Genomic DNA, 21,145 nt, shown 5'->3' on the forward strand with positions numbered 1-21,145 from the left:
TTTCACACGTTAGAGCAATTACCGTATAAAAAAGTTTCAAAAAATATATTATTCCTAAGTTACATAGCCCCTCAATTATGGAATTTTTCTACAATATAATTTATAATTTGTGTATCGAGGAGGGTCGCTATGAAAACAGAGAGTCGGTTTATGAATTTTATTGGTGGACGAGATCTCTTTTTTGGATTAATTCTATTGATTCTAATTGGTATCGCAGTATTAATTTATACCAAAGTTTCATTCATTTTTAATCCAATACTTATCGTTTTTTCAACTGTTTTACCGCCAGTTATATTGGCCTTTATAGCTTACTATTTGTTAAATCCAATTGTAAATATTCTGCAGCGTTTACATATTAAGCGAATTTGGGGAATTGTCATCATTATCCTTGGTATTAGTGGTTTGCTTACGGGTGTGATTTTACTTACGGCACCTGCTATTGAAGCCCAGGTTAAAGATTTGGCTACGAACTTTCCAAAATACTTACAGCAAATGGGAGAAGGCATTAAATTATCGATACAAAATTCATTTTTGGCACCTTATTATGATCAGGGATACAATTGGCTTGTATCAAATCTCAGTAATCTGACTAGCAGAATTGGTGAATATCTTGGTGGGGCTCTAGAAAGCGTCCAGAATGTTGCCAGTACGCTTACTAGTGTAATTGTTTCTATTATTACATTTCCATTCATCCTATTCTTTTTGTTGAAAGACGGGAATCGATTTAAGGAATTTTGTATAAAACTCTTGCCACCTAGATACAGAGGTGATGCGAATCAAATCCTTAAAAATATGGATGTTCAGGTCGGTTCGTATATCCAGGGGCAAATTATTGTGGCTTCATGTATAGGAATTCTTTTATTTATCGGTTACTTAATTATTGGTTTGGACTATGCTATAACGCTGGCGATTATCGCAGCTGTAACAAGTGTTGTCCCATATCTTGGACCAATGATTGCTATATCGCCGGCTATCATAATTGCGTTAGTCGCTTCGCCATTCATGTTTTTAAAATTAGCTATTGTTTGGGTTGCTGTCCAATTTCTGGAAGGAAATTTCATATCACCAAATGTTATGGGAAAAACAATGAGTGTTCATCCGCTCACAATTATTATCGTGTTATTAGTTGCGGGAAACCTATTTGGAATCGTTGGTGTGATCCTTGGAATTCCGGGTTATGCTATTTTAAAAGTCATGGTCCAGTATTCATATACTAAATTTAAGCAACGGTATAACCGATATTATGGTGAAGAATATGGTGCCTATGAGCATGAATAAATTACGGGGGAAGTACCTGAATTGACCAGGTACTTCTTTTTTATAGTATATTATGTAACCTTTTTATAAAACATTGTGTTTCACAGACTGAAAGATGGAATATTTGATTGATGCATGTAAATTATATGGCAAGAAAATTGATCACTATAGTTCAACAGTGCGGCCTCAACTCAAGCGAAAAATCGGGAAATCGAGCGACAGCGGCCACAACTCAAGCGAAAAATCGGGAAATCGAGCGACAGCGGCCACAACTCGAGCGACAAACCGGAAACTCGAGCGACAACGGCCACAACTCGAGCGAAAAATCGGGAACTCGAGTGACAGCGGCCTCAAGTCGAGCGACAAACCGGAAACTCGAGCGACAAAATCTATATATCCACCTTAACCTCACCCCATCTCCTCGACCAATTTTTCTTCACAACTCGATGCTTATAAATTTTAAGAAGTTCAGCAGACTCCGTAAAATATGGTGTCGGGCGAACTACCATGTTGAGCACATCATCAACGCCATGCGGTGCTGTTAAAATCAAATCACCATCCAAATTGAGTTTCACTCCCAGGGCGGTTGCTGTTTCTGGGAATTTCCCTATCGCATCTTCTGTACTGCTATAAGGATCCATGTTATTACGCACGTGCATGCGCGCTTCATTCTTTACGGACCAAGGCACCTGAGGCATAATCTCGTGCAATACTTTTTCTAATCGTTTTTCCTCAGCCTCATCAATAGTGCCCTCATCAAAATATACTACATCAATATCAGGAATAACAGTCCGTTCATCGAAGCCATGCAGGACATCCCAAACTTTCGACCGTACAAATCCTGCGCATATCCACCAATCCGGCAGCTGTAATTGTTGCGCTGCTTTTAAGATATTCATCATCCATTCGTCAGCTTCGATAGACTGGATGATATCCTCAATACTATTCATCGAAATACTTCCTTTTAGTTTTTAACTTTCATTATACATCATTATTGACCTTACCTGTTATTTTCCATATAATTCAATAGTGTACAAAAACAGCAGCTGAAGGAGATGAGTTGTATGGGAAACAATCAGCAGGAAAATGTCCAACAGTTAAATAAGTTTCCGATTGTTGCTGTACTGCTATCAGGTGCTTTTTTGGCGATTTTAAATCAGACGTTATTGGCTACGGCTATTCCGCCGATTATGGCCGACTTTAATTTAACGGAAAGCACTGCACAGTGGTTAACGACTATTTTTATGCTGGTGAATGGGATTATGATTCCTATCACAGCTTTTTTAATAGAGACATTTACGGCTAGAAAATTATTACTTACGGCAATGTCTACTTTCGCAGTTGGAACGCTGATTTGTGGTATTGCACCAACTTTCTTTATCTTAATGATTGGGAGAGTTGTTCAGGCAGCTGGGGCAGGGATAATGCTGCCATTAATGATGACTATATTTCTTCTGATTTTTCCAATTGAAAAACGTGGTTCTGCTATGGGGACTGTTGGATTGGTTATATCGTTTGCCCCGGCAATCGGACCAACGCTTTCCGGATGGGTAGTAGAGAACTACCCATGGCGTGTAATGTTTTTCATTATTTTACCACTGGCGATTATTGATATTATTGTTGCTTATTTTGTTATGAAAAATGTGACCACACAGACATATCCAAAAGTCGATATACTCTCCATCATTTTATCAACGCTTGGATTTGGTGGGTTGTTGTATGGATTCAGCAGTGCTGGAAATTACGGCTGGTTTGACCAGGTCGTGCTTGCATCCCTTGCTATTGGAGCGGTAACGCTGACAGCATTCATTCTGCGGCAATTCAAACTTACTCAACCTATATTGGAATTCCGTGTGTTGAAATATCCAACATTCACCATTGCAACAGCGATTGGGATGATTGTGTTTATGGCGCTGATTGGTGCGGAAACAATACTTCCAATTTATATGCAAAACATGGCTGGATTTACTCCGCTTGAATCTGGAATGATGATTATGCCTGGAGCATTACTGATGGGTTTTATGTCACCGATTACTGGTAGGATTTTTGACAGAGTGGGTGCCAGGTGGCTGGTGATTATCGGACTATCTATTTTGACTATCACTACCTTCATGTTTACAAATTTATCGACTGAGACGTCATTAACTTATCTCACCGTCGTGTTTGCGATTCGCATGTTTGGTATTTCCATGGTGATGATGCCCGTTACTACTGCAGGTCTTAACCAATTACCAACCCGGTTAATACCTCACGGAACGGCGATGAATAATACGATGCGCCAGGTTGCAGCATCAATTGGTACCGCCATCCTAGTTACAGTGATGACTGCTGCTGCAGTGGATATGAGTGCGGATGCTGACCCAAGTGAAATGATACATGGTGTTAATGTGGCCTTCTACGTTGCGACAGGGTTGTCATTGGCAGGGCTGGTACTTGCATTCTTTATCAAACGGTCGACGCCAGCTGAAGATCGTGCTGCAATGGAACTTGCCGAAGAAAATGAAGAATAAGAAACTGCTATACTATGTGGTGTAGCAGTTTTTTTAGCAGTTAAGACAGTATTAATCCTTTCTTACTGCATAAGTGCAACTAAGGCACTCGCCATTAGGCCTGGCGAATGCCAAGTTTTCTAAATTTACGATCTCCCAATGCTGAAATGACACTATGCAAAATCATTCCAACAATAACAAGTGCCATACCGATAAATGATATAAAGCTTGGTAATGGCGCACTTAACAGGAACAGTTCACCAAATAAAGCGAAGACAACTTCACCTGATTGTGTTGCTTCCACTGCAGCTAACTTATGGTTGTCGTGATTGACCAGTTCAGTTGCATAGAAAAATAATACAGTAGCAATGATCCCGGATGAAACCGCAACAATAAATGTCTGCAGCACTTGGCTTGTGTTTGGTGTGTCATGCACTATAATTCCATAAATGGATAAAACAATCCAAAATGGCATCGATGCAATTGTCATCCCGAGGATTCGTTGGAATGTATTTAAATTTCCGTTTACAAGCTGCATCATTTTACGATTTCCAAGTGGGTACGCAAATGCAGATATGATCAAGGGGATGACACATAGCAAAACACTGGTTAACGAGACAGATGACGCATGTTCGAGTTGCATGACAAACACACCAGAAAGGATAATAAGCGAAATAATTACACTCTGAATAGGAATCCTCTGTTTTGCTTGTCTATTTAAGAATGGAACTAAAAGTGAACCCGCAATAATTGTTATCTGAAATGTTGCTGCGACAAGCCACCCAGGTCCATATATAGTAGCAAATGTAATCGGTGCATAGAATAAGCCAAATCCAATTGTGCTCCAAGCAACCCATGAGAGTGGTTGTTCACTTAAATGCTGGATAACTGGTCTGACGTTCTTTTTGTATCCAACTATGACTAACAGGATCGGAAGCATAAACATAAATCGGAGTGATGCACTCCAAACCCAGCTTCCACCCTCTAGCTCCATCGATCGATTTAAAATAAATGTTACCGAAAAAAATATAGCAGATAAAACTCCAATTAATATAGCTTTCATCATGACACCCCGTAAACAAATGTCTTTAGTTTTAATCATATCAGAAACAGACGAGGTTTAAGACTCTTTTTCTGATTTTAGAATTTAATCATGAATACTATGATACGATACATATATTAATATCGACTGTTATATTTGGAGAGGGGTTAGGTAATGGGAGATGAACTGATAAAGTCACTTGTTGCTTGTTTATCCGGTATTATTTCCTATTGCATTAGAAAACTTGGCTTATCGTCAAGCATTAGTTACAGTTATGCAGTAAGAAAGGATTTGTACTTTCTTAACTGCCAAAAATGGTTTGGAAAAACGTTTCCTTATGGGGGAGGCGTTTTTGATTTAAGAAATATAGTATAAACTGTAAAAATTAAGGGGAGTTGGTTAAAATGGATATACGTATATTGGAGCCAGAAGATGCTGAAGCCTATCGAAAGCTAAGATTGGAAGCGTTGCTTAATAGTCCAGAAGCCTTTATTTCGAGTTACGACGAAGTAAAAAATAATTCGGCGGATGTATATAAGGTTAGGTTTCAATCAGATAACGCATATAATTTTGGTGCGTTTGAGGATAATCAATTGATTGGAGTTGTAACGTTGGTCAGGGAAACGAAGGTTAAAATAGACCATCGTACAACTGTTTATGCCGTATATGTTACACCCTATAAACGAGGCAGGGGTGTCAGCAAACAGTTATTGCAGACAGCAATTAACCATGCAAACTCGATTGATGGGGTTGAGCAGGTGTGCATATCTGTCGTAACCAAGAACGACACAGCTAAAAGCCTTTATTATGCATTGGGATTTGTTCCGTTTGGCACACATAAACGCGCGGTAAAACTGGGAGACACTTACTATGATGAAGAACATATGGTGTTGTTTTTTCAGTAAGAAGTTATAGAATTATAAAGTAGAATTTATTTTTTGGAGGAATGGGATTTTGGATATTCAGGTAAGACATTCATTAATTCACAAAGATTCAATCCTACAAATTATCGATGAACATGATATAGAAGCTCTCCAATGTGATTTTTTAGCACGTGGACTGAATGACACATATCTAATTACGACTGAAAAAGAGACCTATATCTACAGACTTTATCGTACTGGCTGGCGGGATAGGGAAGCTATCTTGTTTGAGCTGGATGCTATTAATCATTTGCAAGGTGATAGGGTTTCTTTTCCGATTAAAAAGAAAGATGGCAACTATTTGACTGAGGTAAAAGCTCCCGAGGGAGTTCGGTATGGGGTGTTATTTTCCTATTCAAAAGGAGAGCGTCCGCAGATTAACGTTGAAAATTCAAAAATTATTGGTGAAACACTTGGTAGGCTACATAACAAATCGGACAAGCTTACTACTCAACATGAGCGAGGTTTTGAGTTGGATACTGAACATTTGCTAGATGAACAGGTAGCTGTCATCTCACCGATATTGAAAAAATGCCTTGGAAATGAGGCAGAGGAAACTCTGCATATAGTTGTTGAAAATATCAAAACTGATCTAACTGAACTTAATTTAGAGACAGGGTTTTGCCATGGTGATTTTCATAATCACAACATGCATATCCATGATGGTGTAATTGAGGTTTTTGACTTTGATTGTTGTGCCATGGGATATCGGGCATATGATGTTGCCGTTTCATGGTGGAATCTGAAAAATAATTATAAAAACATAGAAACTGAGTGCTGGGATGCATTTTTACAGGGATATTTAGAAGAACGGAAGCTAGCTGACGATGATTTGAAAAGCTTGCCACTGTTCATTACTGCAAGAAGAATATGGCTGTTAGGTACGATGCTTCGAAACGATGATGTATGGGGTACGAACTGGATTAACTCCAGATCACTAGAGCTTTTTATCTGGCAATTGAAGACAGATAGACTTGGGGATGAGGATATATGACAGAAACAAAAATATATTGTGACAGGTGTACAAGACCTATTGAAATTAGAGATGATGTAATTACAGCCAAAATTCTACTAGATGTTAAAGCATATCATGAGGAATGTTATGCCAAAGATTTAAAAGGGATGAAGTCATTCTTCCTGGATAATACGCCAATCAATGGAACTGCCGGTAATATTACCACAGTTCTAACTGCTATACTTGGGATTATCTGGTTGTTTGTAACGGATGGCTCGATGAGGTTCATAGCATTGGCAGCTCTATTTCCAGTAGGTTACCGCCTGTATTCCTATTTGGCTATTGAGCGTTATCTAGCAAAGTGAACTCAAATTATACTTAGTCGTGATATTCTATGTATGTTGCTTATGTTCTGCTTGGTAGAAAACTTGGCACATTCTTATTTTGCTTTCTTAGAACAACAATGTTAATTGGATTTAAGTAAGTTTTTAATTTTCACTTACATATGTTCCACCTATTATATCGTGAATTGCTCTTTTATCTTCCCGAAATATGACCATAAAAATACTTACTACTAAGGATATTCCAAGCGTGACAATACCTATAAGGTGAAAACCTACAAACTCTCTCAAAATAGTATTTGAAAGTTTAACATTGTCACCATCTGTTCGTTTTAATTTGATATTACAGATTCGTTTACCGATAATATATCCAGCCCATAATACAGGGATGACAATTAAGTATAATGTGTAAAATAAATCCCAAATCAATCCTTTGTTCAAAGCAATACTGTATTCACCTGTAAAAATATAAAATAAACCACCAATTAAAATTGAAAAGATGGTAACATCTAAAAACCTTGCTATTAATCTTTTACCAAATCCAGCGTAACTTTCCAAAATAGTTTTCCCCTTTGTCGTATAGTATCTTTCGGTTTAACACAACTATCCTGCCAATTAGTTTAAGTTTTATCGTTCACAATATTTGTGTATATTTTAACATAAATATTCAGAATACCTAGTAAAATCAAGCGAAAGTTAAACAATCTCCAGGGCAAAATGTAGACTTACACTGGCTATTGTTACCCAATAAATTGGGGTGCAAATTACACTGCAATTTTAATGGATATTAAGCCGAGAATACTATAATATCAACAATAAATGACCATCAATTTAGCATACAAATTGATGGTCATTTTATATTACATTTTTAATGTTTGCCATAGGTAACGGAACCCGTTAGTTTTTATAACCTCTACTTAATTTTTATTACGATTTTTCCTTTTGCATGGTGTGTCTCACTTAGTTTATGGGCTTCGCGCATTTTTTCTTCGGAAAGTGGGAACGTTTGACCAATATGTGCTTTCATTTCTCCTTTTTCCATCAATTCACCGAGCTTGGCCAGCTGCTTGCCGTCAGGCTCTAGCCAATGAAAGATTGCTTTAACTCCTTTTGATTCAGCGAGCTTTTCGTCTGGAGGTTCTGCAATTGACACTAATTTCCCACCTTCTTTTAAGACGTCATAGCTTTTCTCTTGAATGCCTCCCCCCATCGCATCGAGCACAATGTCATAATCACCTAGCTCTTCTTCAAAATTCTCCAACTGATAATTAATGAATTGATCCACTCCTAATTCTTTGACGAATCCTTCATTTTTACCGCTGGCAGTTGATGCTACATATGCACCGAAGCTTTTTGCGATCTGGATGGCAAAGCTCCCGACACCTCCTGAGCCAGCATGTATTAAGACTTTGTCATCTGGTTTTATTTCACAAATATCGACTAGACATTGCCATGCAGTAAGACCTGTAAGTGGAACTGCAGCAGCCTCTTCAAACGATATATCCTCTGGTATTTTTGCTAACAGATCTTTATCAACAGCGGTATATTCAGCATATGTTCCATTTTTTGTTGTAGCGGGTCGTGCAAAAACTCGATCACCAACTGAAAAGTTTGATACACTATGACCAACTTCGCTAACAACTCCCGCAGCATCCCAACCTAAAATAATAGGGAAATCAAATGGGAATTTCTCTTTTAAATAACCCTCACGCAGCTTCCAATCGATTGGATTTATTGATGTTGCATGAAGTTCCACTAATACTTGGTCTTCGTTTATAATAGGTTTTGGGATATCTTCCTCAACTAGTTGATTAGCGGCTCCATATTCATTTATTACAATTGCCTTCATCTTGATACCTTCTTTCTAAAAATATCTTCATAGGTTAATTGTTCCCCGTTTAGTTTAATCTAAATCATAAGATGATTAGAGTTGATTAAAAAAGGTAATATAAACTGTAAAGGAGAATCCGAATAGTGGCTGAAAAATTAACTTCATTCGCACCAGTGCTGGCAGCAAAACCAAAAGTTCTTATCCTCGGTTCAATGCCAGGAGGGATATCATTGGAAAAAGACGAGTATTACGGGAATCCTCGCAATCATTTTTGGGATATACTTTTTGAACTTTTTGGACAAGAGCCAACTTCAGATTACAAAAAAAAAATCGCATTTGTAAAACGTAACCAGCTTGCTTTATGGGATACGATAGGTCTCTGTTATCGGGAAGGGAGTCTTGATGCTAATATTGTGGATGAGGAGCCTAATAATATTATTGGGTTATTGAATGGATACCCTAGCATTCGCTTGATAGCATGTAATGGAGGAAGGTCATATGAAACATTCAGGAAAAATTTTAATGTAAATGGAGTGGATGTAATAAAATTACCTTCGACCAGCCCAATTCCAGGACGTTATACGAAGAACTTTAAAGGGAAGGTAGAAGAGTGGAAGAAAATTTTGGAATATTTGTAATGACCTACAAAATATAATATGATACTATTTAATTAAGACGAAAGTATGAGTTTGTTTTTGGAAGTTAAGAAAGTACAAATACTTTCCATAACAACTTTTATCCTAGCTGGAAATTTTTTTAGTGCTATTTTAGAAAAAATGAATAATTTTAATTGGAATGCAATATTATTAAATTGGTTGTTTTTTCGGAGGATTTAGTGAGCCGCAAGCTGCAACTTGCGGCTCTGACAGTTATCCGCAAGGCACGGCGACTCCGTTTAGGGATGAAAAAAGTAATTATCCCAAGTTCACGTAGACGACAGGGTGATTACTTTTTTCCGTGGCTACTATTGACGATCAGTAATACGAGTGTGGCAAACATCAACATTAGCTCAAGAGCACTGTCAACTGGTATCACTCGCTCAACCCCTTTCATTAGGGGATTTGAAGTCGCCAAGTAATAAGAGAAAACTCTTCCACTACTTCATAATTGAAGCCACCCTGCATAACCTGTCCCAAATATTATACTACAATTGGGACCGGAAATGTGGTAATTTTTAGGAAATGGTACAATATTCTCATAACTCTGTAAATTAAAGAATTTAGTTAATTTGTATGTGTTTGCTGCGGTCATGCTTGTATTTTCGATAAAAATTAACCATTGGTTCAACAGTGTCCTTTAAGTCAGGACATACAATTCCTGAACCTTTTAAATCCGTTACTGCAGTTGAACAGTCGAAAGATGCATCAATAGAGAAGTAATCTAGCGCTTCTAACTCGACTTGAAGCCACTTCCGGACTGGAGCAGATGACAAAGAGCTTCTCACCCAAGATAAAGGAACTTTACCTTTTGGCGTTTTCCCTAAGTAAGCCTTGGTTAGTATTTTCTGTAAGTCATGCATACTGTAAGGATTTGGATCAGTCAGATGATATGTTTTTCCTTTGCCGACAGGTGCAATTGCCAGATAGCTTGTCGCACGTAATACATAATCAGATGGCACAAAGTTTCCTTCTGGTTTACCATCTCCCATATATGGTGTGATTGGAAGAAAACTTATGTGATCAAGTAAATTTAACATAAAATATATACCGTCAAACTTGATGGTCTCCCCAGTCTTTGAGTTACCTTTAACAATACCAGGTCTAATAATAGTTGTCGGAACTGACTGCTTGAGGTCCTCGACTAAAACTTCTGCATGATATTTCGTTTCCTCATAATGATTCTTAAATGTCTGGCCTGCAGCTAATTCATTTTCAAATATCTTTCCTTCACGCATCCCCGCTACGAACGCTGTGCTAAAATAAGTATAACGTTCGAGATTTCCTAACGTTTTTACCCAATTGTTCATATTCTTCGTTCCATCGACATTAACCTTAAATGCAATATTCTTGGGCACTGCCAGGTCGTAAATGGCTGCAAGGTGAAAAACGTGGGTAACTGATTCCTGTATCTCGCGGTTTATATCATGGTCAAGTGCCAGAGTCGGTTCTGTGATGTCACCGGTTACAATGGAAAATATGCCTGGATCATGTCCAGTTTTTTTTGCTAGGCTGTTAATCTCTTGAGTTGCTTTATCTTGGAGGGAAGGTAACACTAGTAAGTAGATATGCTTGATGTCTTTTTGGTGATCATGGAGAAGTTGCTTAATTAAGCTTGATGCAAGGAAACCAGGGTAGCCTGTGAGAAAATACGTATGCTTCATATAATCGCTCCTTTTTTATAAATTACTATTATTATAGTATAAGATACACTATTAAAGAAGTTATTTCCATATTAATATAATACTGCCGGATACTGCCGATAGAAAATCGTTCCTATTACGTATGGAATAGGCGCTCACTTAATGAAAAAAGGCATGTGTGACCGGCTATTACTTTCAAAAAATTATATCACTGATAGAATAAAAGTATGTGAGGAGTGATGGGATTGGAAATCAATAATCAGGCACGTGAAGAACTTTTAGCAGAAGTAAACGGTATTTCAGACGAGGATTTAAACAGAAAACCTTCAGAAGACAGATGGTCGATAAAACAGGTGCTTGAGCACTTGTATCTAATGGAGGGAGCAATCACAAATAACATCCGAAGTCAGCTGGTTTATGGTGAAGTAGTTAATATAGCTGATAAACCAATCGAGTTGTCTGTTGATCGGAGCAGAAAAGTGGATGCACCAAAATTTGTGGAGCCTAGTGAAGTTTTTGCTACGCTTGAAGAATTAAAACAGAAGCTAGAAGCGACACATAATGGACTGTCGGAGTTAGCTGGCACATCGGATGAAAGACAACTGGCGGAAAAAGGATCTCCACATCCGGTATTCGGACAAATGAGTTTAAAACAGTGGATACCATTCGTTGGCTACCATGAAAAGCGGCACACGGAACAGATAAAAGAAGTGAAAGAAGAATTAGGGCTGTGAAGGATGAGGCGAGCAACATAATGTTGCTCGCTTTTCCATTGTAAAGAAGTACCAGACTGTATAGGGCGAAATTGTTATTAATTTTTAGTATAATAGAGTTAGAGTATTATAGAAAGGAGAGCTGTTGTGAAAAAGAAAAAATGGCTAAAAATTTCTGTAGGAATCTTAAGTATTCTACTTATTATAGATATTATTGCAAGCTTTTATTTTTATAATTTAGCAATCGACCGTAATCAAAAGGATTTTTTACAAGGAAATGAAGATTTGGAAGTTTCCGCTGAAGCAATGGATGTATTCCTTGAAGGTGACTGGCGCAAATGGGTTGGTGATCAGGACTTTGATGAATGGACAATGACTTCCTATGACGGATTGAAGCTGCGAGGATATTTTTTAGAGGCAAAACAACCTACGAATAAAATTGTCGTTATGGCACATGGTTACCTGGGCAATGCGATGGACATGGGATTGTACGGTCAATATTATTATGAAAAGCTTGGCTATAACATTTTCATGGCAGACGCCAGAGGCCATGGTGCAAGTGAAGGTGAGTACATTGGATTTGGCTGGCATGATCGAAAAGACTATATTGATTGGGTCAATCGGATTGTAAAAGAATATGGACAAGATACGGAAATTGTCCTTCATGGTGTTTCGATGGGGGCTGCAACAATGTTAATGGCAAGCGGGGAAGAGCTTCCTGATAACGTCAAGGCAATTGTGGCTGATAGTCCCTATACAAGTGTAGAGGATATGTTTTCCTATCAGATGAATCGAATGTATAACATTCCGGCATTCCCTGTATTGCCAAGTACAAGTCTAGTATCTAAAGCGAAAGCGGGTTATTCCTTTACCGAAGCATCTTCATTAGAACAAGTGAAGAAAGCTAACGTGCCAATCCTGTATATCCATGGTAATGCCGACTCGTTTGTTCCAACTAAAATGGCATATAAATTATATGAAAATACGAAAAGTGAAGCGGAGATTATGACGATAGATGATGCAGGTCATGGAGAAGCTTTTGCTACAAAAAAAGAGAAATATATTAATAAATTGAATTCATTTCTGCAACAATATATTGGCGAATGATAGTAAAAAGGTTTTCCTCCTTATTTGGGGGAAAACCTTTTTACTGGGGTTTTATCTACCTGAAATGCAAATGTGGTATATTAATCGAGAACATCACAAATATTTTTCAAACCAGCCTGCTATGTGGTCTAACCTGGCAATTCGCATTTCCGGTTTTCCGCTTCTGCTTAATTCGTGGTTGGCTCCTGGAAAACGGACAAATTCAACTTCTTTACGTAAATGCTTCAATGTTGTGTACATTTGTTCACTTTGCTCGATTGGGCAACGCAAGTCCTGCTCACCATGAACGATAAGCAGTGGTGTTTCCACATTTTCAGCATACTTCAATGGTGAGAAATTCCATAGTTTAGTAGGATCATCCATTAAATTTTTACCGAGTTCCCACTTTGTAAAGAAATAGCCAATATCGCTTACTCCGTAAAAACTTAGCCAATTACTAATGCAGCGCTGGGTAACTGCAGCTTTAAACCGATTTGTATGGCCGACGATCCAGTTTGTCATAAAGCCGCCATAGCTGCCACCAGTTACACCAAGCCGCTGTTCATCGATAAAGTTATATTCTTTTAATGCATAGTCAACTGCATTCATCAGATCGGTGTAGTCTTTTCCACCATAATCTTCTCTGCAGGCATCAACGAACGACTGCCCATACCCGTGACTGCCACGCGGATTAGTATACAAAACGACATAGCCTTTTGCTGCCAGTAATTGTAACTCATGGAAATATGTCTGGCCGTACATTGCGTGTGGACCACCATGAATTTCTAGTACGAATGGGTATTTTTTGCCCACTTCAAAGTCATATGGACGTAATAGCCAGCCTTGTATTTCCCAACCATCTTCGGCGTTGAAAGTTAGTGTTTCTGGTTCGCTTAATGATACGTCGCTCAGAAATTTCTGATTCGCGTTAGTTAATCGTGTTAGCTTCCCGTCGTTATTCAATTGATAGAAATTGCACGGGTTTGTTGGAGTGCTAATACCAAGGATGAATGTGCCAGCCTTGTATGAAAAGCCAAAAACATGGTTGTCGTCTTTATACAGCACTTTTAGGTCACCATTCAGGTTCACTTGATATAGTCCAGTTGCGCCAAAATCAGTTCCCAGGAAAAATAATTGCTTTTCTTCTTCGTCCCAAATTGGGCCTGTTGTTGACTGACCAAGCCTGGTATCACCAATCAATGCATCACCCAATTGGATATCCCACTCTTTGCTTAGACATGTCCTTTCACCTGTAGCTGTATCAAACACATACAGGTCATTTAGTGTTGCACCCTGGTACGCATATTCATGGCCAAAGCTGGCAATTTTTGCACCACTTGGTGAAAATTGTGCACTGCTGTATACACCATGGCCATTCGTTAATTTTCTTGTTTCTTTTGTTGAAAGATTAAGAAGGTAGAGGTCGTTTGTCAGTTCATAATCTGCATCATTATTCAAGTTGGCAGTGAACAAAACCTGTCTTCCATCAGGTGATATATCCTCAAAGTTATGATTCGCATCTGCTATTGTCAATTGCTCGAATGTTTCGTTTTCGATGTCGAACAAAACAAGCTGTGTTCGCTTATTATCATAAAATCCTTGCGCGTCTGATTTGTAATCCAAGCGGTTGATTACGATTGGTTTCTGGTTTTTTTCTTCCTTTAACTTTTGACGTTCGTCTTTTGATTGCTCACTTTGGACTGTAACGTCATCATCTTTTTCTAGTGATGCACTGAAAATAATATACTTGCCATCCTTAGACCAGGCAGGGTTAGTAGCACCGTTCTTAAATGTTGTAATCTGCCTTGCTTCACCTCCATCTGTATGTATCATCCATAACTGTGGAAGACTACTTCTAGTTGATTGAAAAATGATTTTCTTTCCATCAGGTGAGAAGGCAGGGTTGTTATTTTTTGCTTTGTCAAAGGTCCACTGGATAGGTTTAGTCTCAGTTAATTTTTGAAAAAACAACTGTGATGTATATTCATTGTCGTTGTTGGCTATTGTGGAAACAAATGTATAGGCGTCTCCCATTGGTGTGAACTGGGGGTCACTGTACACATCAATATTAAGTAGATCTTCAGCTGTTAGTGGACGTTTCGTTGTATTCATGAATTGACCTCCTTGTAGATATCTACTATTAAAAAGAAAAGCCTTTTGATTAACAAAAGACTAGACTTTATGTTTGATTAGGTTGGCATCCAGCTCGTACGCTTCCTGAAGTCTTGTTGTAATCTTTCCCGGACGGCCATTGCCTATCGTATCGTTATCTACTTTAACAATCGGCAAGACTTCTGAAGTACTACTGGATAAGAATAATTCATCAGCTGCTGATATATCACTGATAGAAAAAGCCTCTTCTATTAGTGGTATATTATAATCGCGCGTGAACTTTTCTATACGCATGCGTACACAGCCATGTAGAATATTATTTGTGGTTGGGTGAGTATAAACTTTTCCATCTTTTACTAAATAAACATTGGAGGAACTGCATTCAGTTATAACTCCATCTTTATGAAGGATAGCTTCATAGCTGCCATTCTCTTTTGCCTCTTGTTTTGCGATAACATTAGGCAATAGATTTAAACTCTTAATATAACAATTTTCCCAACGAACATCACGCTGCGTAATCGTAGAAACCCCATCGGATAAATTTTTAAGATTACGAGGAAAGTCCTCCATATATGCATAAACGTTTGCTGGAACATCGGCTGGAAAAGTGTGTTCACGTGGTGCAGAACCGCGTGATGCCTGTAAGTATAGCTTTCCATCTGTTGTCATAGAATTTTTTTCTAATAATTTCTGCAGCAAGTTTGTTATTTCCTTTCTGGTGAAAGGTAACTCAATTTTAATTGCTTCCGCAGATCGAAACAGCCTGTTTACATGCTCATTAAGCAGATAATACTTGCCATTATAGATGCGGATTACTTCATATACACCATCACCAAATTGTAATCCACGCTCTTCATATGGATATGTAAGGTCATCACGGTGTACAAAATTTGTTTGTGACATGATCACTGGATAGACAGACATACTATTCCCCTCCTTGAAACTTATGACTATTTTATATCTTCTTTCACTTTATGTAAATGTTTTGTTGAATAGTGACAAGTATCACGGAATTTGTTTTGTTTTCCTTTTATAATGGGTATAGTAAGTTAGTGAAAGGAGGCACGACCATAATTGGAACCAATGTTGGAACGACTCACTAAACATGAATACGGTGTTCTAATGGAAAATTCAAAACAAATAAACGTTAAGAAAGGTGAATTTATTTTTGAAGAGGGAAGTCCTGCTAATCATTTGTATTTTATACAACAGGGTGAGATAAGAATCTTTAAAAACCTTGGTTCAAATAAAGATATTACTATTTTCACACGCAGCAAAAATGATGGATTCGGTGAAATAGGCATTTTTAGTGGAGATAATTATTCCAATTCAGCACAAGCTGTTCAGGATAGTAAGCTGTATTCGATTACACGTCATGAAATTGAAGAGATCTTAGCACAGAATGGAAGAATAGGTCTTCACTTTACGCGCTGGGTAGCTGAAAATCTGGAAGCTAGTAAAGCAAAAATGCGTGATTACATCGCATTTGGCTCAGAAGGTGCTGTTGCATCTGTGTTTGTCCGGTATTCTAACATATGTGGTGTCGTAACTCCGGAAGGGATACAGCTAACTAATCCAATTATGATTCAGGATATTAGCAAACATATTGCTGTATCAAGAGAAACAGTCAGCCGTATTGTGAATAAATGGAAAGAACAAGGGATTATAGACAATCAAAATAAACACTTTATACTTAAAGATATGAGCTATTTTAGGAGATTGCTTGTTTGTGACCAATGTGGTGTACAGAATTGTGCAATATAATTTAATCTGTTATTTCTTATAATTACAATCGAACGTGGATGAAGAAAAGTGGCATTATTTATAAAAATGTTCATTCATGTTCGATTGTCGATAAGCTAAGTTTAAAAAATAAAAAAAACTATTGATTCGATTTGATAGAGTTGGTATAATGTGTAGTGTTCCTTAGAAAACTTGGCTTGTCGCCAAGCCCTAATGGCGAAAGCCTTAGTTGCACTTATGCAGTAAGAAAGGATTTATACTTTCTTAACTGCCCGAAAAGGGAGCATCCATCGTACATAATATACGGGTGAAATGCGGGTGTAGTTTAGTGGTAAAACTTCAGCCACGAGCAATGCTTCTACCGAATAAGCTACGAGTTGCCTCGAAGATGATACTTCCCTGAATAAGCTTGCAGATGCAGAGGCATGACTTGTGTGAGTATCATTAAGTAAGTAATTAAATATATATGCGGGTGTAGTTTAGTGGTAAAACTTCAGCCTTCCAAGCTGATATCGTGGGTTCGATTCCCATCACCCGCTCCATACATAAGTCATAACGCAGTGTTTCGTAACATATCCTACGAAGCATTGCGTTTTTTCATTGTAGAACTTGAACTTATATCAATTTACGTTGTATTCTTAAGATAAATACGATAATTTGAGGGATTTTTATATGAAAAAATTAATGCAAAACTTGAAACATATTGATGGTAAGGGCTATAAAGCATATAAAAGTGTTCAGGGTCACTACACATTTGATGATTTTGATTTATATATAGATTATGTGCAGGGAGATCCATTCGCTACACCATCCAAAATACGTGTTGTCATTCCAGCTCAAAAGCGGCAGGTCAAAAGGGAGTGGCTCGAATCTCAGGCACGCAAAATTGCTGCAGAGGATGTGTTTGCTCGCAAAGTTGGTACAGCCGTGGCAAAGGGTGGACAGTTTATCAAGGGGTCTGGAAAGAGTGGACAGATTCTTTTTGATAAGCCTGGACAGGAAGTTCTAGAGCGGAGCGCTGTTCAAATTGATTCAGCATCAATAACGGTATGTATATCTATTGGCTTACCGGCGAATGGACGAAAAATTAATGGAAGAGAGGCGGAGAAGTTATTTTCAAATGCCATTCCGACGATAATTAAAGATTCCATTCTTACCATAACTGATGAAGAAATTAATAAGGTTATCGAGCTTGCCGATCAGCAGGAAGCTATTCGCAGCGAAATGCATAATAATGATTGGATTTCATTTATTGCAAATGGCTCGATTTTGCCAAGGGAAAGCGGTATTAGTAACCGACCACTAAAAGATGCAGTTCCTTTTAAAAGTCCTGCTGCAGATGAAGTAGAAATTCAGTTGCCGCACCAATCCCAACCAGTTAAAGGAATGGCAATCAAAAAAGGTATCTCACTCATTGTTGGTGGTGGTTATCATGGTAAAAGCACGATTTTACAGGCGATAGAGCGAGGTGTATATTCACATACAAAAGGTGATGGACGTGAGTACGTACTTACTGATTCTGATGCTGTGAAAATTCGTGCAGAAGATGGGCGGCAAGTTACTGGTGTTAACATTTCACCATTTATCAATAATTTACCACACAAACAGGATACACAATTCTTCTCGACTGAAAATGCCAGCGGAAGTACCTCGCAGGCAGCGAATGTAATGGAAGCATTAGAAGCAGGAGCTACTACATTGCTAATCGATGAGGATACCAGCGCAACGAACTTTATGATCCGTGATCATCGAATGCAGCAGCTTGTGAAAAAGGATAAAGAGCCAATCACACCGTTTATTGACAAAATAAAACAATTGCGTGATCAGCTTGATGTATCAACAATTCTCGTTATGGGAGGTTCCGGTGATTACTTTGCTGTAGCGGATTCGATTATTATGATGGAAGCATATGTCCCTTATAATGTAACGAATGATGCAAAGGAAATAATGGAAAAATACCCATTAGACCGCGATACCTTATCGGACGAAGCTTTTGGTGATGTAGCTAAGCGTTACTTTCAGCAGGGTTCCTTGCAGACCAAAAAAGGAAGTCGTCCGAAAACACAGGCAAAAGGCTTAACTAAAATTATTATGGGTCGGACGGATATTTCATTTGATGATACCGAGCAACTAGTGGATTCTTCACAAACACGCATGATTGCAGAAGTTATTCAATTCTTGGATCGAACCAACGGGCTTGGTGCTAAATCGTTAAATAAACTACTGGATGATCTGGAAGAACAGATGGATAAAAGCGGATTAGCATCATTTACGACATTTAAAAATCAGCATCCAGGTGATATCGCACGACCACGCCGGTATGAAATCGCTGCTGTGTTGAATAGAATTCGTACAGCAAAAGTTACGCAAAAATAGAAGGGAGGTTTACCGTTGAATACAGACCATTTGAAGCAGGAGATTATTGACTACAGCAAGGATATAGGCATCGATAAAATAGGGTTTGCATCTGCTGATGTGTTTGGTGAATTGAAAGAACGATTACGGCGTCAGCAGTCGCTTGGCTATCAATCAGGCTTCGAAAAAGGGTCTGTAGACGAGAGAACGGAACCAGAGCGGTTATTACCAGAGTCGAAGTCGATTCTTTCAATTGCAATCGCCTACCCTTCACGAATTAAGGATTCACCAAAAAGCACGAAAGATGAACGTCGCGGGATATTTTGCCGTGCCTCATGGGGTGTTGACTACCATGTTGTTTTACGGGAAAAGCTTGAGAAGCTTTCTGCCTTCATTGAGGAAAAATTCCCTGATGCAGTAAATAAGGTGATGGTCGACACAGGTGAATTATCAGATCGTGCGGTGGCAGAACGTGCTGGTATTGGATTCAGCGGGAAAAACACTTCTATTATTACACCTGAATTCGGATCATATGTTTATCTTGGTGAACTGATTACGAATATACCTTTTGTCCCTGATAAGCCGCTTGCAGATGGGTGCGGTTCCTGTACAAAATGCCTGGATGCTTGTCCAACCGGAGCTCTCGTTCAAGGCGGACAGTTAAATGCACAGCGCTGCCTTGCTTTCTTAACTCAGACAAAAGACTTTATGCCAGATGAATTCCGTTCACAAATTGGTAATTTCATTTATGGGTTTGACACGTGTCAGGTTGTTTGTCCGTATAACCAAAAGGTAGACTTTCATAATCATCCAGAGCTTGAACCGGAGTCAGATGTTGCAAAACCAAAATTAAAACCAATGCTACGGATATCCAACCGAGAATTTAAGGAAACGTTTGGTCATATAGCGGGTTCCTGGCGAGGGAAGAAACCGTTACAGCGAAATGCTCTCATTGCCCTTGGCCACTATAAGGACGTGACGGCTGTTGAGGAAATGATTGCAGTTATGAAAAATGATGTTCGTCCGGTGATACGCGGTACCGCTGCATGGTCACTTGGTAAAATCGGCACCAATGAAGCATTTGAAGCAATTACTGAAGCAATAGAAAAAGAAACAGATGAACAGGTTTTATTTGAAATGAAAAAAGGATTGAACTTTCAACAGGAATTTTCCACTACGTAATACGCTTTGCTGTTCTCTAAAAGGTGTTGCTTATTTTAAGGAATGAATTTTCACAAGTAGTTGATATAAACTTAGATATAGATTAAGGGGTAACCGTTTCGTAGTATTTAGTGGGGCTCACCAGTCGCCTGCGAAAAACGAAGTGTATTTCCGGAGCGGTATCATAGCACTCAAGTATTTTCCACATTATGTCACTGATAAATAGCAGCAAACTTCCATTAAACTTACTAAATAATAATAAGGAAAGAGGATTTGGATATGGAACTATACTATGATGAGATGGAATCACCAGTTGGTCCGTTGACAATTATTAGTGATGGTGAACACATTGTTCGAATAGAATATGGATCGTTTAATCAAATGGAAGCGAAAATGGGAAAGTGGAGCGAACGTTATTTTGACAATCCGATATTTATCCATAAACCAGGGAAAGTTGATTATGTCAAAATTGAACTTCAAGACTACTTTAACGGAAATCGCAGTGTTTTCTCATTTGACTTTTCTTTCCATGGCACACCTTTTCAGCATAAAGTTTGGCAAGCTTTGTACGACACTATTTCGTATGGTGAAACGAAAACATATAAAGATATTGCGGCTGCAATTGGTAATCCTAAAGCGGTTCGTGCAGTTGGTGGTGCAGTAAATAAGAATCCATTTTCTATTGTTGTCCCATGCCATCGTGTTATTGGCGCAAATGGTAAAATGGTTGGTTATAATGGTGGGCTTGATAAAAAAGAATATTTACTTGCCCATGAAGCTAGATAAAAGCTCTTATAATTGCATTTAATCATATGTCCTCTCCATATACTCAAAGTGG

General features: G+C 38.4%; 19 protein-coding genes and 1 tRNA gene. 13 read left to right on the top strand and 7 right to left on the bottom strand.

Annotation, left to right across the window (positions count from 1 at the left end; translation table 11 throughout):
• Positions 1–129 precede the first annotated feature (129 nt).
• A complete protein-coding gene (locus BLS02_RS13350) occupies positions 130–1,278 on the top strand; it encodes an AI-2E family transporter (RefSeq protein WP_092493522.1) in 1,149 nt (382 codons plus the stop codon).
• A 368-nt stretch (positions 1,279–1,646) separates the two neighbouring features.
• Here the strand turns inward: BLS02_RS13350 and BLS02_RS13355 are convergent, their stop codons facing one another.
• The gene (locus tag BLS02_RS13355; protein WP_439144724.1) at positions 1,647–2,213 is read right to left on the bottom strand and encodes a nucleotidyltransferase family protein; all 567 of its coding nucleotides are present in this window, start codon (positions 2,211–2,213) and stop codon (positions 1,647–1,649) included.
• Between the two features lie 108 nt (positions 2,214–2,321).
• Here BLS02_RS13355 and BLS02_RS13360 point away from each other — a divergent pair, with 108 nt between their 5' ends.
• Positions 2,322–3,767: an MDR family MFS transporter gene (locus BLS02_RS13360; RefSeq protein WP_092493524.1), complete on the top strand. Its 1,446-nt coding sequence runs from the start codon at positions 2,322–2,324 to the stop codon at positions 3,765–3,767.
• A 94-nt stretch (positions 3,768–3,861) separates the two neighbouring features.
• Here the strand turns inward: BLS02_RS13360 and BLS02_RS13365 are convergent, their stop codons facing one another.
• Positions 3,862–4,809 carry a DMT family transporter gene (locus tag BLS02_RS13365; RefSeq protein ID WP_092493525.1) on the bottom strand — a complete coding sequence of 316 codons (948 nt, stop codon included), beginning with the start codon at positions 4,807–4,809 and terminating at the stop codon, positions 3,862–3,864.
• 383 nt (positions 4,810–5,192) lie between these two features.
• Here BLS02_RS13365 and BLS02_RS13375 point away from each other — a divergent pair, with 383 nt between their 5' ends.
• The 3 genes from BLS02_RS13375 to BLS02_RS13385 are packed head-to-tail and all read left to right on the top strand — an operon-like array spanning position 5,193 to position 7,031.
• Positions 5,193–5,693 (top strand): GNAT family N-acetyltransferase, encoded by a 501-nt coding sequence (locus BLS02_RS13375; protein WP_092493527.1) that lies wholly within the window; start codon positions 5,193–5,195, stop codon positions 5,691–5,693.
• Positions 5,694–5,742: 49 nt separating this feature from the next.
• Positions 5,743–6,705, top strand: a complete 963-nt coding sequence (locus BLS02_RS13380) for a phosphotransferase enzyme family protein (protein ID WP_175559497.1) — start codon at positions 5,743–5,745, stop codon at positions 6,703–6,705.
• Entirely contained in the window at positions 6,702–7,031 is a 330-nt protein-coding gene (locus BLS02_RS13385; protein ID WP_092493529.1) for a hypothetical protein, read from the top strand. Before BLS02_RS13380 ends, BLS02_RS13385 begins: the two co-directional genes overlap by 4 nt.
• A 123-nt stretch (positions 7,032–7,154) precedes the next feature.
• Here the strand turns inward: BLS02_RS13385 and BLS02_RS13390 are convergent, their stop codons facing one another.
• Together BLS02_RS13390 and BLS02_RS13395 are read right to left on the bottom strand one after the other, a co-directional pair.
• Positions 7,155–7,565 carry an RDD family protein gene (locus BLS02_RS13390; RefSeq protein ID WP_245736082.1) on the bottom strand — a complete coding sequence of 137 codons (411 nt, stop codon included), beginning with the start codon at positions 7,563–7,565 and terminating at the stop codon, positions 7,155–7,157.
• Positions 7,566–7,920: 355 nt separating this feature from the next.
• Positions 7,921–8,856: an NADP-dependent oxidoreductase gene (locus BLS02_RS13395; protein ID WP_092493531.1), complete on the bottom strand. Its 936-nt coding sequence runs from the start codon at positions 8,854–8,856 to the stop codon at positions 7,921–7,923.
• Positions 8,857–8,981: 125 nt separating this feature from the next.
• On the opposite strand from BLS02_RS13395, the gene BLS02_RS13400 reads away from it, so the two are divergent.
• Entirely contained in the window at positions 8,982–9,476 is a 495-nt protein-coding gene (locus tag BLS02_RS13400; RefSeq protein ID WP_092493532.1) for a DNA-deoxyinosine glycosylase, read from the top strand.
• A gap of 581 nt (positions 9,477–10,057) precedes the next feature.
• Here BLS02_RS13400 and BLS02_RS13405 read toward each other — a convergent pair.
• Entirely contained in the window at positions 10,058–11,158 is a 1,101-nt protein-coding gene (locus BLS02_RS13405) for an SDR family oxidoreductase (RefSeq protein ID WP_092493533.1), read from the bottom strand.
• A gap of 218 nt (positions 11,159–11,376) precedes the next feature.
• On the opposite strand from BLS02_RS13405, the gene BLS02_RS13410 reads away from it, so the two are divergent.
• Entirely contained in the window at positions 11,377–11,871 is a 495-nt protein-coding gene (locus tag BLS02_RS13410) for a DinB family protein (RefSeq protein ID WP_245736083.1), read from the top strand.
• Positions 11,872–11,997: 126 nt separating this feature from the next.
• Positions 11,998–12,957, top strand: coding sequence for an alpha/beta hydrolase (locus BLS02_RS13415; protein WP_092493535.1), 960 nt, complete (start codon positions 11,998–12,000; stop codon positions 12,955–12,957).
• A 93-nt stretch (positions 12,958–13,050) separates the two neighbouring features.
• Here BLS02_RS13415 and BLS02_RS13420 read toward each other — a convergent pair whose 3' ends face one another.
• Positions 13,051–15,048 (bottom strand): S9 family peptidase, encoded by a 1,998-nt coding sequence (locus BLS02_RS13420; protein ID WP_092493536.1) that lies wholly within the window; start codon positions 15,046–15,048, stop codon positions 13,051–13,053.
• A gap of 60 nt (positions 15,049–15,108) precedes the next feature.
• On the bottom strand, positions 15,109–15,972 hold the full coding sequence (dat, locus tag BLS02_RS13425; RefSeq protein WP_092493537.1) for a D-amino-acid transaminase: 864 nt from the start codon (positions 15,970–15,972) through the stop codon (positions 15,109–15,111).
• A 159-nt stretch (positions 15,973–16,131) separates the two neighbouring features.
• On the opposite strand from dat, the gene BLS02_RS13430 reads away from it, so the two are divergent.
• The 5 genes from BLS02_RS13430 to BLS02_RS13450 all read left to right on the top strand — a co-directional run bounded on the left by BLS02_RS13430 (position 16,132) and on the right by BLS02_RS13450 (position 21,093).
• Positions 16,132–16,812: a Crp/Fnr family transcriptional regulator gene (locus BLS02_RS13430; protein ID WP_254788792.1), complete on the top strand. Its 681-nt coding sequence runs from the start codon at positions 16,132–16,134 to the stop codon at positions 16,810–16,812.
• A 447-nt stretch (positions 16,813–17,259) separates the two neighbouring features.
• Positions 17,260–17,333 (top strand) — tRNA-Gly (locus BLS02_RS13435).
• A gap of 130 nt (positions 17,334–17,463) precedes the next feature.
• Positions 17,464–19,167, top strand: a complete 1,704-nt coding sequence (locus tag BLS02_RS13440) for an ABC-ATPase domain-containing protein (RefSeq protein WP_092493539.1) — start codon at positions 17,464–17,466, stop codon at positions 19,165–19,167.
• A 15-nt stretch (positions 19,168–19,182) separates the two neighbouring features.
• Positions 19,183–20,328 carry a tRNA epoxyqueuosine(34) reductase QueG gene (gene queG, locus BLS02_RS13445; RefSeq protein ID WP_092493540.1) on the top strand — a complete coding sequence of 382 codons (1,146 nt, stop codon included), beginning with the start codon at positions 19,183–19,185 and terminating at the stop codon, positions 20,326–20,328.
• 258 nt (positions 20,329–20,586) lie between these two features.
• Positions 20,587–21,093, top strand: a complete 507-nt coding sequence (locus tag BLS02_RS13450; RefSeq protein ID WP_092493541.1) for a methylated-DNA--[protein]-cysteine S-methyltransferase — start codon at positions 20,587–20,589, stop codon at positions 21,091–21,093.
• Positions 21,094–21,145 lie beyond the last annotated feature (52 nt).

Origin of the sequence: Virgibacillus salinus, assembly GCF_900102415.1 — a bacterium.
Taxonomy (GTDB): domain Bacteria; phylum Bacillota; class Bacilli; order Bacillales; family Amphibacillaceae; genus Lentibacillus; species Lentibacillus subterraneus.

Excerpts from the sequence above, each read along its gene's own strand:
- BLS02_RS13405 (WP_092493533.1), bottom strand. The coding sequence starts at position 11,158 with ATGAAGCATACGTATTTTCTCACAGGCTACCCTGGTTTCCTTGCATCA.
- BLS02_RS13440 (WP_092493539.1), top strand. The coding sequence starts at position 17,464 with ATGAAAAAATTAATGCAAAACTTGAAACATATTGATGGTAAGGGCTAT.
- BLS02_RS13450 (WP_092493541.1), top strand. The coding sequence starts at position 20,587 with ATGGAACTATACTATGATGAGATGGAATCACCAGTTGGTCCGTTGACA.
- BLS02_RS13365 (WP_092493525.1), bottom strand. The coding sequence starts at position 4,809 with ATGAAAGCTATATTAATTGGAGTTTTATCTGCTATATTTTTTTCGGTA.
- BLS02_RS13395 (WP_092493531.1), bottom strand. The coding sequence starts at position 8,856 with ATGAAGGCAATTGTAATAAATGAATATGGAGCCGCTAATCAACTAGTT.
- dat (WP_092493537.1), bottom strand. The coding sequence starts at position 15,972 with ATGTCTGTCTATCCAGTGATCATGTCACAAACAAATTTTGTACACCGT.
- BLS02_RS13385 (WP_092493529.1), top strand. The coding sequence starts at position 6,702 with ATGACAGAAACAAAAATATATTGTGACAGGTGTACAAGACCTATTGAA.
- BLS02_RS13360 (WP_092493524.1), top strand. The coding sequence starts at position 2,322 with ATGGGAAACAATCAGCAGGAAAATGTCCAACAGTTAAATAAGTTTCCG.
- BLS02_RS13410 (WP_245736083.1), top strand. The coding sequence starts at position 11,377 with ATGGGATTGGAAATCAATAATCAGGCACGTGAAGAACTTTTAGCAGAA.
- BLS02_RS13430 (WP_254788792.1), top strand. The coding sequence starts at position 16,132 with ATGTTGGAACGACTCACTAAACATGAATACGGTGTTCTAATGGAAAAT.
- BLS02_RS13420 (WP_092493536.1), bottom strand. The coding sequence starts at position 15,048 with ATGAATACAACGAAACGTCCACTAACAGCTGAAGATCTACTTAATATT.
- BLS02_RS13375 (WP_092493527.1), top strand. The coding sequence starts at position 5,193 with ATGGATATACGTATATTGGAGCCAGAAGATGCTGAAGCCTATCGAAAG.
- BLS02_RS13350 (WP_092493522.1), top strand. The coding sequence starts at position 130 with ATGAAAACAGAGAGTCGGTTTATGAATTTTATTGGTGGACGAGATCTC.